This window comes from Amycolatopsis sp. NPDC050768 (genome assembly GCF_040654155.1).
Classification (GTDB): domain Bacteria; phylum Actinomycetota; class Actinomycetes; order Mycobacteriales; family Pseudonocardiaceae; genus Amycolatopsis.
In genome coordinates, this window is sequence record NZ_JBFAHL010000003.1 from 290,037 (window position 1) to 303,690 (window position 13,654).

General features: G+C 70.5%; 14 protein-coding genes. 2 read left to right on the forward strand and 12 right to left on the reverse strand.

Translation table 11 applies throughout. The features are described 5' to 3' along the window. Positions 1 to 37: 37 nt before the first annotated feature. The 6 genes from AB0H62_RS11460 to AB0H62_RS11485 all read right to left on the reverse strand — a co-directional run bounded on the left by AB0H62_RS11460 (position 38) and on the right by AB0H62_RS11485 (position 5,575). Positions 38 to 1,573 (reverse strand): class I adenylate-forming enzyme family protein, encoded by a 1,536-nt coding sequence (locus tag AB0H62_RS11460; protein ID WP_220245114.1) that lies wholly within the window; start codon positions 1,571 to 1,573, stop codon positions 38 to 40. Between the two features lie 269 nt (positions 1,574 to 1,842). Continuing rightward, the gene (locus tag AB0H62_RS11465) at positions 1,843 to 2,418 is read right to left on the reverse strand and encodes a TetR/AcrR family transcriptional regulator (protein ID WP_220245115.1); all 576 of its coding nucleotides are present in this window, start codon (positions 2,416 to 2,418) and stop codon (positions 1,843 to 1,845) included. Between the two features lie 38 nt (positions 2,419 to 2,456). Next, positions 2,457 to 3,164 carry a DUF2334 domain-containing protein gene (locus tag AB0H62_RS11470; RefSeq protein WP_220245116.1) on the reverse strand — a complete coding sequence of 236 codons (708 nt, stop codon included), beginning with the start codon at positions 3,162 to 3,164 and terminating at the stop codon, positions 2,457 to 2,459. Between the two features lie 75 nt (positions 3,165 to 3,239). Further along, a complete protein-coding gene (locus tag AB0H62_RS11475) occupies positions 3,240 to 3,761 on the reverse strand; it encodes an NADPH-dependent FMN reductase (RefSeq protein WP_255638544.1) in 522 nt (173 codons plus the stop codon). Positions 3,762 to 3,824: 63 nt separating this feature from the next. Then, positions 3,825 to 4,658: a patatin-like phospholipase family protein gene (locus tag AB0H62_RS11480; RefSeq protein WP_220245117.1), complete on the reverse strand. Its 834-nt coding sequence runs from the start codon at positions 4,656 to 4,658 to the stop codon at positions 3,825 to 3,827. A 32-nt stretch (positions 4,659 to 4,690) separates the two neighbouring features. Next, on the reverse strand, positions 4,691 to 5,575 hold the full coding sequence (locus AB0H62_RS11485; RefSeq protein WP_220245118.1) for a phosphoribosylaminoimidazolesuccinocarboxamide synthase: 885 nt from the start codon (positions 5,573 to 5,575) through the stop codon (positions 4,691 to 4,693). Between the two features lie 47 nt (positions 5,576 to 5,622). On the opposite strand from AB0H62_RS11485, the gene AB0H62_RS11490 reads away from it, so the two are divergent. Further along, positions 5,623 to 6,414 (forward strand): SAM-dependent chlorinase/fluorinase, encoded by a 792-nt coding sequence (locus AB0H62_RS11490; protein WP_220245119.1) that lies wholly within the window; start codon positions 5,623 to 5,625, stop codon positions 6,412 to 6,414. A 66-nt stretch (positions 6,415 to 6,480) separates the two neighbouring features. Next, on the forward strand, positions 6,481 to 7,725 hold the full coding sequence (locus tag AB0H62_RS11495; RefSeq protein ID WP_220245120.1) for an alpha/beta hydrolase: 1,245 nt from the start codon (positions 6,481 to 6,483) through the stop codon (positions 7,723 to 7,725). Here the strand turns inward: AB0H62_RS11495 and AB0H62_RS11500 are convergent. From AB0H62_RS11500 to AB0H62_RS11525, 6 genes are all read right to left on the reverse strand, one after another. Then, positions 7,661 to 9,019, reverse strand: a complete 1,359-nt coding sequence (locus AB0H62_RS11500; protein ID WP_360585683.1) for an FAD-dependent oxidoreductase — start codon at positions 9,017 to 9,019, stop codon at positions 7,661 to 7,663. The two genes, AB0H62_RS11495 and AB0H62_RS11500, sit on opposite strands and share 65 nt — an antisense overlap. Positions 9,020 to 9,152: 133 nt before the next feature. Then, a complete protein-coding gene (locus tag AB0H62_RS11505; RefSeq protein ID WP_304504320.1) occupies positions 9,153 to 9,893 on the reverse strand; it encodes an amino acid ABC transporter ATP-binding protein in 741 nt (246 codons plus the stop codon). Continuing rightward, entirely contained in the window at positions 9,890 to 10,660 is a 771-nt protein-coding gene (locus AB0H62_RS11510) for an amino acid ABC transporter permease (RefSeq protein WP_220245122.1), read from the reverse strand. The genes AB0H62_RS11505 and AB0H62_RS11510 overlap by 4 nt, the downstream gene beginning before the upstream one ends. 6 nt (positions 10,661 to 10,666) lie before the next feature. Next, positions 10,667 to 11,443 (reverse strand): ABC transporter substrate-binding protein, encoded by a 777-nt coding sequence (locus AB0H62_RS11515; RefSeq protein ID WP_360585686.1) that lies wholly within the window; start codon positions 11,441 to 11,443, stop codon positions 10,667 to 10,669. Positions 11,444 to 11,491: 48 nt separating this feature from the next. Beyond that, positions 11,492 to 12,295 carry an ABC transporter substrate-binding protein gene (locus AB0H62_RS11520; RefSeq protein WP_220245124.1) on the reverse strand — a complete coding sequence of 268 codons (804 nt, stop codon included), beginning with the start codon at positions 12,293 to 12,295 and terminating at the stop codon, positions 11,492 to 11,494. Between the two features lie 220 nt (positions 12,296 to 12,515). Further along, positions 12,516 to 13,622, reverse strand: a complete 1,107-nt coding sequence (locus AB0H62_RS11525) for an alpha/beta fold hydrolase (protein WP_220245125.1) — start codon at positions 13,620 to 13,622, stop codon at positions 12,516 to 12,518. Positions 13,623 to 13,654: the final 32 nt, after the last annotated feature.

Genomic DNA, 13,654 nt, shown 5'->3' on the forward strand with positions numbered 1-13,654 from the left:
AGGGGCAGGGCTCGGTACGGTCAACCCGCGGCCGGAATCAGGCGTCGACCAGGCGTTCCTGCAGGCGGAAGCGCATGACCTTGCCGGAGCCGGTGCGGGGGATGGCGTCGATTTCGAGGATTTGCTCGGGCACCTTGAAGTGCGAGAGCTCCTGCGCGCAAGCGGCGCGCAGCGTCGCCACGTCGAGGTCGCCGGGTTGTTCGGGCACGACGAACGCCACCGGCACCTCGCCGAGGTCGGCGTGCTTGCGCGCGACGACGGCGGCGTCGGCCACGCCGGGCACCTTCAACAACACGGCTTCCACCTCGGCGGGGTAGATGTTCTCGCCGCCGCGGATGATGAGCTCCTTGGTGCGGCCGGAAATCGTGAGGAAGCCGTTGGCGTCACGGCGGCCGAGGTCGCCGGTGCGGTACCAGCCGAGCCGCAGCACTTCGGCGCTGGCCTCGGCGCGGTTGTGGTAGCCCCGCATGATGTTCGGGCCGCTGACCCACAGCTCGCCCTCTTCGCCGACGCCGACGTCCTCGCCGGTCACGGGGTCAACGAGGCGCACGCCGACGCCGGGCAGCGGCAGCCCGCACGAACCCAGTACCCGTCCGCCGTCCGGGGTGTTCATGGTGACCATTGTGGACGTTTCGGTGATGCCGTAGCCCTCCAGCAGCTGCACACCGAACGCCTCCTCGAACTCGGCGTTGAGCGCCGCCGGCATGATCGCGCCGGCCGACACGCACATGCGCAGCGTGGTGCTGCGCCACTGCGTGCCGCGGACGCCGTGCAGCAGGTACTGGAACATCGTGGGCACGCCGGGCATCAGCGTGAACGGCTCTTGTTCGAGCAGTTCGAGCACGCGGGGCGTGGAGAAGCGCGGCAAGATCCGCTCCGTCGCGCCGACGGCGAAGACGCCGAGCACGCATAGATCCAGAGCGTAGGAGTGGAACAGCGGCAGCGGGCAGAGCACCCGGTCGGCCGACGTGAGGCCCACGATCGGGGCCCAGCACGCGGCGACCACCCACAGACAGCTGCGCTGCGTGAGCAGCACACCCTTGGGGCGACCGGTGGTGCCGGACGTGTAGAGCATCCACGCGACGTCGTCGAGCCCGAGGTCGTCCCGGGGCGCGGATTTCGGTTCAGTGGTGGCGAGGTATTCGTAGTTCTCTTCGGGTGCTTCGTTTTCCGTGACCAGCACGACCAGCGCTTCCCGGCCTTCGACCATGGCGCGAACGTGCTCGACGTGCGCGTCGTCGGTGATCACGACGCGCGCCTCACTGTCGGCGAGCTGGTACGCGACCTCCGCGGGCGCGGCGTTGGGGTTCACGCACACGCCGACCGCGCCGAGCCGCGTGGTCGCGAGGTACGCCTCGGCCGTCTCGACGCTGTTTTCCAGGTAGATCAGCACCCGCGCACCCCGGGCCACGCCGCGATCCACGAGGTTCCCGGCGAGCCGTCGGGTGCGCTCGGCCAGCTCCCCGTAGGTCACCGCCCGGCGATCGTCGTAGAACGCGACCTTGCCCCCGAAGCGCGCCGCGTGCCCGACCAGCAGCTGAGGGATGGGACGGATCAACTCGACTCTGAGCATCGACATCTCCACCGCGAGGTTAACTAATGATAGTTAGTTGATGGAGTGTAGGGAGGAGGGGCGGCGGGGGCAAGGTGCGGTCGGGTGGGGATTCGGGTGGTTTGGCCGAGGGACAGGTGCGCGGCGCGTGGCCTTCCACCCAGGCCGGTGTTGGCGGGCGAAATCGGAGTCGCGGCGCGGTCGCGCGGGGCTTGCGGTCAGGTCGCGGCACTCGCCGAAAACTCGGCGAGGTGGTCAGGCGAAGCAGGTGTGCGTCGGCGAAAGAATCCTCAGGCGAGGCCCGCGACGCGCAATGCGTACTCGCTGTACTTGTCCGCCACAGCCTCCGCCGACAGGGGCCCGTCTTCGTGGAACCAGCGAGCGATGCTGACGCACATCTCCAGGATGCCGAACGCCGCGAGCGTCGCGGATTCCTCGTCGGTGGGGCCGGCCTGTTCGATGAGGGTGCGGAAGGCCTGGGCGTGGCGGCGGCGCAGCTCGAGGACGGCCGTGCGGGCGGGATCTTCGAGGCTGGCGATGTCGCGGTTGACGATGAGGGCTTCGCGGCGGTGGGTGGCGTGGCGAAGGGCGTAGACGCGAGTGGCGCGGCGGAGGCGTTCGGCGACGTCGTCGATGCCGGCGACGGCGGACTCGTAGTCGGCCCAGACCTGTTCGGTGGTGTCGGCGACGATGTCGCGCAGGAGGTCCTGCTTGGCGCGCATGTGGTTGTACAGGCTGGGCGTGCGGATGCCGAGCGCCGCGGCGATCTGGCTGAGCGCGGTGCCGTGGTAGCCGCGTTCGGCGAACAGGGTGAGGGCGGCGTCGCGGACTGCCGCCGGGCTCACCGTGGTCTTCGTTTCCGCCATGCGGCCCATGATTCCAGCCGCGGGCTTGGCGCGTGGGGTCAGGCGGCGGCCGCGCGGCGCAGTGAACCGTAGGTGCTGCCGAAGGCGCGGTTTTCGATGGCGACGTCGACCGCGTCGAGCAGGGCCTGGCGCAGACCGGGGCGCGTGAGGTCGGCGGCGTCGATGCCGAGGCGCACCAGGCCGCCGCGGCGGGCGGCGCGGGCCGAGGCCAGCACGAGGGCGAAGCAGCGGACCGTCTCGGTGCGGTGCGACTGGCTCGTGAACTCCTGCACGCGGGCCCGGAGCACCTCGCCCGTCACGAGGTCACGGACGGAACCCGCGTCGGCGCAGAGCGTGAACCCGTGTTCCCGCAACGCTTGCAGCGTGCCCTGCGAGGCGAGCCAGCGCGGCGGCGCGAAGCCGTCGACGGCAACGCCGGTGGTGTCGAGCGCGGCCTTGGCGGCGATCAGGCGCAAGCGCGCCTCGTGCGCGGGCAGCGCGGCGAACTCCGCGCGACGGCCGAGCTGGACGGTGCGGTGCGTCGGCATGATGCGGTGGTCGTAGCCGTGCAGCAGCACCGAATCCCCCGCGGCGGCACGCGTGCGCACCCAGGCGGTCACCGGGCCGTCCTCGGTCCGCGCGACGTGCAGGATCGACAGCGGCACCCGCCGCCGCTCCAGCTCCGACGCGAGGTCGGCGCAGCGGTGCAGCGTGCGCGGGGTGGCCCCGGACAGCGATACCAGCAGGCGAGCATCCACGTGTCCCATTGCGCCTCAGCCCGGTGGCGCCTGCCTGACAACGCCGTGAACTGCGCAGAAAGGACACATGAGAGTTGCGCGGTGTCAGGCTTTGGTGGCCTCCACCAACCTGCTCACGGCCATCGCGATCCGGCCCCGCAGGTCGGGGTCGGTGATGACGCCGTCGGACACGGTGTGGCGCGGGATGGGGATGCGCGCGCAGGCGTCTTCGACGATGCGCGCGCCGGCGTAGGTGAGGACTTTGCGCAGCGATTCGTGGGCATCCGCGCCGCCGGTGGGGGCCGCGACGGACGACGCGTTGATCCACGACACGGGCTTGCCGTAGATCTCACCGCCGCCGACGGTCCAGTCCAGCACGTTCTTGAACGACCCCGGCAGGCCGCCCGCGTACTCCGGCGTGCAGATCAGCACGCCGTCGGCCGCACCGACCTCCGCGCGCAACGCCACGACGGCCGGCTGCAGGGGGTCTTGGTCGTCGTCGGGGTTGAAGTGGGGGAGGTCGCCGAGGCCCGCGTAGACCTTGGACTCGGTGAACCCCGCAGCGGTCCCGATCACCGCCGCGTTCACCGAACCGCCCCGCAGACTGCCGCAGATGAGCAGGATCACGGACGCCAGTCTGCCAGTGAAAGTCGGGTCGGCTGCCTGTTTTCTGCCTCACTCATGAAGCGATCACGACCAGACGATCTCCAAGCCCTTCCCCTGCGCCCGCCCTGCCTCGGCGGACGGGCGGCGCGTCGCCGGGTCCAGGGGGTTCTGGCCGATCGCCGCGAGGGAGGCCTCGTCGGGTTCCACCACGGCCACCGAGGAGCCGCCGGCGCGCAGCGACGCCACGACGTCCGCGAAGGGCTTCTCCGTAGGAAAGACATCGGCCGAGCCCAGGGGCATGACCACCAGCACCCGGTCGTAGCCCGCCGCGTAGTCGGCGTTGTCCGCGGACCGCACGCCGCCGTCGACGTAGCGATGGCCCTCGAGGGAGACCGGCGGCCAGATGCCCGGGACGGCGCAGCTGGCGGCCACGGCGTCGACCAGCGACACGCCCGAGTCGTTGCGGAAGACGCGGGGCTCGCCGGAGAGCGCGTCGACCGCCACGATCGCCAACGCGCGGGTGGGCCACTCGTGCGACGGGAGCCGCGCCTCGATCACCGAGCGGCGGCGCGACTCGGGCACCGTGGAGGCCGACAGCGCGAACTCGCCGACCGCGCGCCGGACCTCGAGAACCGAGCCGGCCGAAACCGCGGCGCCGAACTGCTCGCCGAACTTCTCCAGGTCCACCTCGACCGGGATCTCCGGGGACTGACGCGCGGGGTCCGTCTGCCGGACGTACAGCTCGCCCAGGCTCAACCCGCTGCCGATCTGCGCGGCGACGGTGGAGCCCGCCGACGTGCCGACGATCAGGTCCGCTCCACTGACGTCACGCCCCGCGTCGGCAAGGCCCGCCAGCAGGCCCGTCATCCACGCGATCCCCGCGACCCCGCCGCCGCCCAGTACCAAAGCCTCGCTCATGTGATCCAGTCTGCCAGCGCCCACCGACAGTTTCAGGCGCCCGGCCAGTCGGCCAGCGAAAGCCCGCTGATCCGCTCGTAGGCCTCGACGTAACGGGCACGCGTGGCGGCCACGACGTCGTCCGGCAGCGGCGGCGGCTGGGTGTTCGACGCGCGGTCCCAGCCGGACGGACCGGTGAGCCAGTCGCGCACGTACTGCTTGTCGAACGACGGCTGGGCGTGGCCGGGCTCGTAGCCGTCGGCCGGCCAGTAGCGCGACGAGTCGGGCGTGAGGACCTCGTCGGCGAGGACGAGCCGACCCTCGGCGTCGAGGCCGAACTCGAACTTCGTGTCCGCCAGCAGGATGCCGCGCTCGGCCGCGAACTCGGCGCCGCGGCGGTAGATGGCCAGCGTCGCGTCGCGGACCTCGGTCGCCCGCGCCAAGCCGATCTGCGCGGCGACCGTTTCGAACGACACGTTCTCGTCGTGCTCACCCAGCTCGGCCTTCGTGGCCGGCGTGAAAATGGGCGAGGGCAACCGTGCCGACTCGACCAGGCCGCCCGGCAGCTCGACGCCGCAGACCGAGCCGGTGCGCTGGTAGTCCGCGAAGCCGGATCCCGTGAGATACCCGCGCGCGACGGCCTCCACCGGCAGCATGTCCAGGCGCCGCACGAGCAGCGCCCGGCCCAGGACCTCGGCGGGGATGCGCGGGTCGTCCCAGGCCACGAGGTGGTTCGGGATGAGGTCGGCGAGCTGGGTGAACCAGAACACGCTCATCGCCGTGAGGACGCGCCCCTTGTCGGGGATGGGCGTGTCCAGCACGAAGTCGTAGGCCGAGATGCGGTCGGACGTGACCAGCAACAGGTGGTCGTCCCCCACGGCGTAGAGCTCCCGGACCTTGCCGGCGGCGATCTTCGGGTATTCGGCGAGCTTCGTCACGGCTGCACCCTAACCCGAGGCCCCGGGGACCGAGGATGATGCAGGTCATGCGCTACCGCTGGATCTCGTTCACCACCGACTACGGCCTGCGCGACGGCTTCGTCGCGGCCTGCCACGGGGTGATCGCGCGCCTGGCGCCCGACGTGCGCGTGCTCGACGTGACGCACCTCGTACCGCCGCAGCAGGTGCGCCCAGGCGCGGCGGTGCTGGCGCAGACCGTGCCGTCGCTGCCGGACGCCGTGCACCTGGCCGTGGTGGACCCCGGTGTGGGAACCGCAAGGCGAAGCATCGTCGTCGTCACCCACCGAGGCCCGCTGGTCGGGCCCGACAACGGCCTGCTCCTGCCCGCCGCGGCCGCGCTCGGCGGCGTGATCGAGGCCTACGAGATCGACGTGCCCGACCCGGCGTCGGCGACCTTCCACGGCCGTGACGTGTTCGCCCCCGCCGCCGCCCGCCTCGCGCTCGGGGCCGAACCCGCGAGCTTCGGGCCCGAGGTCGACGACCTGGTCCGGCTGCCTGAGCCGTTGATCGCCGCGTTCCCCGGGAAGCTCGTGTCGGACGTGCTGACGGTCGACCACTTCGGCAACGTCCAGCTGGCCGCCACCCCCGCCGACCTCGAGCTGACCGGCCTGAGGGGCGGCGTCACGGTCCACAGCGAACGCGTCGCGGTGTCGGCGACGATCGGGCGGACGTTCGGCGACGTGCCCCCGGGCACGAACCTGGTTTTCACCGACTCCGCCGGCCACCTGGCCGTCGCCGTGAACGGCGGATCCGCTGCTGCGGTGCTGAATCTGGGCGCCGCCGAGGAATGCACGATCACCGCTTCCCCCGTCGGCTGAGCAAAACCTCGCCTTGTCAACGTCCGCACCGAGAGGCGAGTGTGGACGAAAGATGGGGAGGCACAAATGGTGGCGTTGGTTTCCCACGGCAACAAGGTCATTTCCGCGGGATTCTTCCGCGACGACGAGCTCGATTTCGCCACGCGCGGAGTGCTCGGCCGCGCCGTGCGCGGGGCGAGTGAGGTCGGTGAGGTGCTGGCGACGATCGCCCGCGTCGACCGGGCGACGGACTGGGCGCCCGAATGGGAGCGGACGGCGGCCCGAGTGCAGGAAGAAGCCGCGAAGGCGCGCGAAGCCGGGCACCTGGTCAGCGCCGGCTCCCACTACCTGCGAGCGGCGACGTACTGGGCCTGCGTCGTCGACGGACTGTCCACAGGGGACGACACGGCTGCGCTGAAGGAAGCGTTCAAGTCCCACCGGGAATGCTGGGAAGCCGTCGTGGATTGCTCCGACGGCGCCTTCCTCCGCGTCCCGGTTCCCTACGAAGGCACGGAGCTGCCCGGTTACCTCCTGCGCCCCGACGCGTCCGGCACCTCGCGCCCGACGCTGGTCATCACCAACGGCAGCGACGGCGCCCTCAGTGACCTGTGGACCTCCGCCGCGGCCGGTGCGCTGGCCCGCGGCTGGAACGCGTTCCTCTACGACGGCCCCGGCCAGCAGTCGATGCTGTTCGAGCGCGAAACCTGTTTCCGTCACGACTGGGAAGCCGTGCTGACCCCGGTCGTCGACACGCTCGTCGACCGTCCGGACGTCGCCGAGCTCGCCGGCTACGGCATCAGCCAGGCCGGTTACTGGCTGCCCCGCGCGCTCGCGTTCGAGCACCGCCTGGCCGCCGCGGTGATCGACCCGGGCGTGGTCGACGTGTCGACTTCCTGGACGAGCCACCTGTCCAGGAGCATGCGGACCGCGCTGGCGCACGGCGAGCGCGACGCGTTCAACCGCGACATGGGCCTCGCCGTCCGCCTGCCCGGCCTGCGCCGCACCCTGACGTTCCGCGCGCGGCCCTACTCGCACGAAGACTGGTACGACCTCTTCAAAGCCGTCGAGAAGTACCAGCTGGACGAGGAAACCGTCGCCGCCATCAGCACGCCCCTGCTCATCACCGACCCGGACGACGAGCAGTTCTGGCCCGGCCAGTCCAGCCGGCTCGCCGAGCTCGTGCGCGGGCGCGGCGGCCGCGCCGACCTGCTGCGGTTCACCGTGGAGGAGGGCGCCAACGAGCACGTGCAGCCGATGGGCCGGCTGCTCACCGAGAACCGGATGTTCGACTGGCTCGAAGAGCTGGTGCGCCCACGGCCGGGGCGAAGCTGAACACGTCACCCGGATCCCAGACGTCCTTGAGGCGCGCGAGCTCCGCGGCCGTGGCCGGTTCGTAGCAGGACGACGCGTCGGTGTGGCTCGTCGGCAGGAACGTCCTCAGTGGACCGCCGGAGCTCCACTCCGAGACGGCTTCGTACACGTGCGACTGCGACCCGGGTGCGGCGCCGGGGTGAGCCGACGTGAACAGGTTCAGCCGCGCCGCGCGGTGCCCGACGGCGTCCGCGACCTCGGGTTCGTCGGCCAGCGCGCCGCCGAGGTGGCGCAGCTCCAGCATGAACGGCGCGCGCGGATCCACGAGCGACGGCACGACCTCCAGTGCGTCCTCGCTGGTCAGCGCGAGGCTCTCGCTGTCGACCGGCATCGGGCCCACCGGGTCGGCGTGGATCGAGCCGAGGTCGGTCATCGGCATCATCGTCACCGTGTCGAGGAACGGGCCCGCCGTGACCAGCGGCTCGACGAAGCGCCGGCCGGCGTCCGCGGCGCCGAGGTAGGCCACGCGCAGGTGGCAGCAGAACCGGCCCCGCAGCGGTTCGGGCACGCCCCGCGCGTCCGGGAAGGCAAGGAACGCGAGCGACAGGCTCAGCTCCCGCGGCGCCGTCGCCAGGCTCGACCGGAACCGCTCGATGACCACCGGGGCGCGCTCGGTGGTGAAGAACAGGCTGCCGCCGTAGAGCTCGCGCAGCGGCACCAGGCTGGTTTCCAGCGCGGTGACCGCGGCGAGGTTACCGCCACCACCGCGCAGGGCACGGAACAGCTCGGGGTGCTGCTTGGCCGTCACGGTGAGCTCGCGGCCGTCCGCCGTGACTATCTCGAAGCGGCGTACGTGGTCGGCGGCGTAACCGTGACGCCGGCCGAGCATGCCGAGGCCACCGCCGAGGCAGTAGGAGACGTAGCCGACGCCGGGTGCGGACCCGACCGGCGCGGTCAGGCCGTGTGCGGCAGTGGCGACGAGGACGTCGCGCGCCGTCGCCCCGGCCGAAACGCGCGCGACCCGCCGCCGCGGGTCGACCTCGACCCGGTTCAGGCCCCGCGTGGTGACGAGCAAGCCGCCGCCCATCGAGCGGTGCGCGCCGTGGCCGGTCGACTGCACGTCGACAGCCAACCCGTGCTCCGCGGCGAAGCGCACGCTCGCGACCAGGTCGGATTCGTCCGCGGCCGCCACCACCACCTCGGGCCGGTGGTCGAGCGCGAGGTTGAACCCGCCCCGTTCCCGGTCGTACCCCACGTCGCCTGGAAAATAGACCCCGCCCTTGACCTGCGCGGCGAGCTCCCCGGCTCCACCCATCTCGTCGTCCTCGCTCTCGCCTCGAGCGTGAATGCGATGAAGTGCGGGGCCGAGACTACGCTCACGAACTCTCCGGTCAAGTCACCGAATTTCGTGATACGCGCGATCAATTCGGGGAAATTGCCGAGAGCGCTCAGAGCACCTGCGAAAGGAACTGCTGCAACCGCGGGCTGCGCGGGTTTTCGAAGATTTGGTCCGGGCTGCCCTGCTCCACGATCCGGCCGGCGTCCATGAACGCCACTTCATCGGCGACGCTGCGCGCGAAGCCCATTTCATGCGTCACCACGATCAACGTGAGGCCGCGCGAAGCCAGGCCCGCCATCAGGTTCAGCACGCCCTTGACCAGCTCGGGGTCCAGCGCGGAGGTGGCCTCGTCGAACAGCATCACCTCGGGGTCCATCGCCAGCGCCCGCGCGATGGCCACGCGCTGCTGCTGCCCGCCCGACAGCGCCGACGGCCGATACGGCGCCTTGTCCTCCAGGCCGACCTCGGCCAGCCGCGCCTGCGCGATCGCCGTGGCCTCCTCTTTGGACAGTCGCTTCACGCTCCGCAACGGCAGCACGATGTTGTCCAGCACGCTGCGGTGCCCGAACAGGTTGAAGTGCTGGAACACCATGCCCACGCGCTGGCGCAGCGCGTCCGGGTTCGAGTGGATCACACTGGTGCCGTCGAGCAGCAGGTCGCCGCTGTCGGGTTCCTGCAGCCGGTTGACGCAGCGCAGCAGCGTGGACTTGCCCGAGCCGGACGGGCCGATGACGCACGTGGTGCGGCCGCTGGCCACATTCAGGTCCACGCCGCGCAGGACTTCGAGCGTGCCGAAGCTGACGTGGATGTCGCGCAGCTCCACACTGGACGAACGCACGGCGGTGGTCACAGGCTCACCCTTTCGGTGTTCACGAGCGTCAGGCTGCTGCCGCCGCCGTCGTCGCCGGGGTCGGCGCGGACCTTGCGGCCGGTCTGCAGGCGCTTGTCGATGTAGTTCACCAGGTGCGTGAGCGGCACGGTGATCACGAGGTACACCACGCCGGCCGCCACCAGCGGCGAGAGGTTGCCCGTGTTGGCCGCCAGGTCCTGGCCGATGCGGAACAGCTCGCGCTGCGAGGTGAGGAACCCGAGGAAGTACACCAGCGTAGAATCCTTCACCAGCGCGATGAACTGGTTCACCAGCGCGGGCAGCACGCGGCGCACGCCCTGCGGGATCACCACCAGCAGCATCGCCTTGGTGTAGGTCATGCCCAGCGCGCGGCTGGCCTCCAGCTGTCCTTTTTCGACACTCTGGATGCCCGCGCGGAAGATCTCACCGATGTAGGCCGCCGCGATCAGGCTCAGCGCGGTGATGCCCAGCGGGTACGGGTTGTGGCCGACGATCGGCCGCGCGAGCGTGCCGAGACCCTGGCCGATCACGAGGATCGTCAGGATCGCCGGCAGGCCGCGGAAGATGTCGGTGTACACGCGCGCGGGCCAGCGCAGCCAGACCTTCTTGGACAGTCCCATCACCGCCAGCACCATGCCGAGCACGGTGCCGATGACCGCCGACACCCCGGCGAGGATCAGCGTGTTGACCAGGCCTGTCTTCAGCAGGTCGGGGAAGACCTGCCAGATGTAGTCCCAGTTGAGAAACGTGTCGAGAAACTGATCCATCGTGAACTACTGCCCCGTGGCGAACTCGGTGGGCACCGGCTCGTTCGGCTCGAACTGCTGATGCACCTTCTTCCAGGTGCCGTCGGCAACGGCCTTCTTGATGCCGTCGTTGAGCTTGTTCAGCAGGTCGGTGTTGCCCTTCTTCACGGCGTACCCGTGCGGGATCGTCGTGGTGATCGTCTTGGTGACCTTCAGGCCCGGGTTCTTCGCCGAGTAGTCCTCGGCCGAGGCCGCGTCGAACACCGCGCCGTCGATCGCCGACGACTTCAGTGCGCTCAGCGCCGCGGCGTCGTTCGGGAAGCGCACCGCCTGGGCCTTGGGCGCGTTGGCCGCGAGCCAGGTGTCGGAGACGGTGCCCTGCACCACGCCGATCCGCTTGCCCGCCAAGGAGTTCTCGTCGGTGATGCCCGCCGCATCCTTCGCCTCGATCCCGAGCGACTGGTAGTTGTACGGGTCGGAGAACGCCACGGTCTGCTTGCGCGCGTCGGTCTGCGCGATGCCCGCGCTGCCGATGTCGAACGTGCCGTTGGCGACCTGGCCCAGCAGCGCGGAGAAGTCGACCGCGACGAACTCGACCTTCAGGTTCTCCTTGGCCGCGATGTCCTTCAGCAGCTCGTTGTCGAACCCGGTGAACTGGCCGTTCTCCTGGTAGGCGTTGGGCCGCGAGTCGCTCAGCGTGCCGACCCGCAGGGTGTCACCACCGCTGCCGCTGCCACCGCCGCACGCGGTGAGCGTGGCGAGCAGGGCCGCCGCCGTGACGGCTGTGACCAATGTCTTCTTCATGTCACTCCTCAGCTTCCCGGCCGGAACCGTCGATGCAGGATAGGACAGTCACGCGTTCTTCACCGGCAGACCGGGACCGCCCTTGGCGAGCTCCGCGGCCACGGGCGCCTGCTTGAAGAACTGGGCGTGCAGGCGGGCGACGGTGCCGTCCGCGATGGCCTTCGCGAGGCCATCGTTGAGCTTGTTCAGCAGGTCCGGATCGGACTTCGCCACCGCGTAGGCCGAAGGCGTGTCCTTGTCCAGCACGGTGTAGCCGAACTCGAGCGGCACGCTCGGGTTCTGGTCGAGGTACTTCTGGCCGATGTCCTTCGGCACCACCCAGCCGTCGAGGCCGCCGTCGCGCAGCTGCGCGAAACCCGCGTTGTAGTCGGGGAATCGCACGACCTCGGCGCCCGCGAGCTTGCCCGCGAACTCGTCCTGCACCGACCCCTGCACCACGCCGAGGCGCTTGCCCGAGAAAGCGCTCGCGTCGGCGAGGTTCGCGCCCTTCTTGCTGACAACGGTGGTGTAGCTGGTGTCATAGCCGTTGGAGAAAGCGACGGTCTTCTTGCGCGCGGTGGTGGCGGAGATCGTGGAGCTGCCGATGTCGAGCTGCCCGCCCGCGACCTTGGCGAGCAAGCCGGAGAACTCGGTACCGACGAACTCGACCTGGAAGCCTTCGCGCTTGGCGATGTCGCGCAGCAGCTCATTGTCGTAGCCGGTGAACTGGCCGTTTTCGAGGTAGATGCTCGGCGGCGCGTCCGTGAGGGTGCCGACGCGCAGCGTCTGGCCCGACGCGTCCGACGAGCCGCACGCGGTGAGCGTGACGGCGGAGGCGACTACGACGGCGAGAGTGCTGAGGAGCTTGCGCATGACTTCTTCCTGGCTCACGGACATGAAAAACGCCAGGCCGCGGGGTGCGGCCTGGCGCTTCCGGGTTCTGCGTCCGAGATTAGGGATTTCGCCCGATCGGGTAACTTCGTCTCAGTACGTGGACTTCGTGCCCGCGGTCACAGGAATTCGCGCCGGCGCCGGTGGAGCCGGAATCGGTTTCCCGTTAAGCGGGACTCGCCGCGCTCGTGGATGAGGTGGATCACGGCATCGGGCCGGTCTCCGCGCACTGCGCTTTGCCGCCGTCGAAAGTGGATTGCAGCCACGACAGGTACAACGCGTTCGCAGCCGGCGCGGCGAGCTCCTCCTGGATCGCGTGCCCGCTGCCGGCGACCAGGTGGGTGGCGAGGCACGCGTTCGGCAGCAGCTTCTTCTCGTAGCTCTGGAACGCGGGCGCGCCACCGCACTGCGCAGTCGGTGCCGGCGGCGCGCCCACAGGATTGCCCTCGCAGTAGTGGCGATCGAATTGGCCGACGGCGACCAGCGCCGGCACCGTGATCCGGGCCGCCTGCGCTGCCGCGGCGGCGCCCTGCGGCCGGGAGGACAGCTCGGTGTCGGAGAGGATCCCCTGGTGGGCGCCGATCACCGGCAGCGCCTTCGGGTCGGTGCCCGGGCCGTGGACGAGGCCGATCTGCTCGACCTTGTCCGGCAGCACCGTCACGTACCCGTCGTCCAGCCCTCGCCACCGAGTCCCGACGGTCCGCGCGGGCACCTGGTAGAGCTTGTCGAGCTGAAGGGTTTCCGGGGTCACGGCGGCGCCGTACCCGGTGAGGATCAGCGCGTCGAGCACTCCGGCGTGCCTCGCCGCGACGCCGGCCAGCGTGCCGGAACCCAGCGAGTGCCCGATGCCCACGACGGTGTGCCAGGTGGTGCCGAACTGCTGGATGTCGCTGTGCAACGCCGTCGCCACCTGGTCCACAGTGGACACTTGCCCGTCGTAGGTCACCGATGTGCTCGAAGCGGGCACGGTCGAGCGGCCGGTGCCGAGCCGGTCGAGCGCGTAGGTGGCGTAGCCCTTGGCCAGGGCCGCGCGGACGAGGCTGTTGGAGCGCAGCTCGGGCAGTTCCCAGTAGTCGGCGTTCTCCCCGCCCCCGGCGACGAGCAGCAGCACGGTGCCGTTGCCGCTCGGGGGCGTGCACAAATCACCGGTGAGCTGTCCCGGCGCGGCCACGCCGGGGACCGAGACGGGGGTCTTCACCACCCGGCACGCCGGCACCGGGGCGGCCGGTGCCGGCGGCGGACTGCTCGAACACGCGGCAGCCAGCACGGCGGTGAGCAGGAGAACCAGGGCACGGCAAGCGAGGGGCATCGTCGACTCTCTTCTGTCGCCAGTGCCCAGAG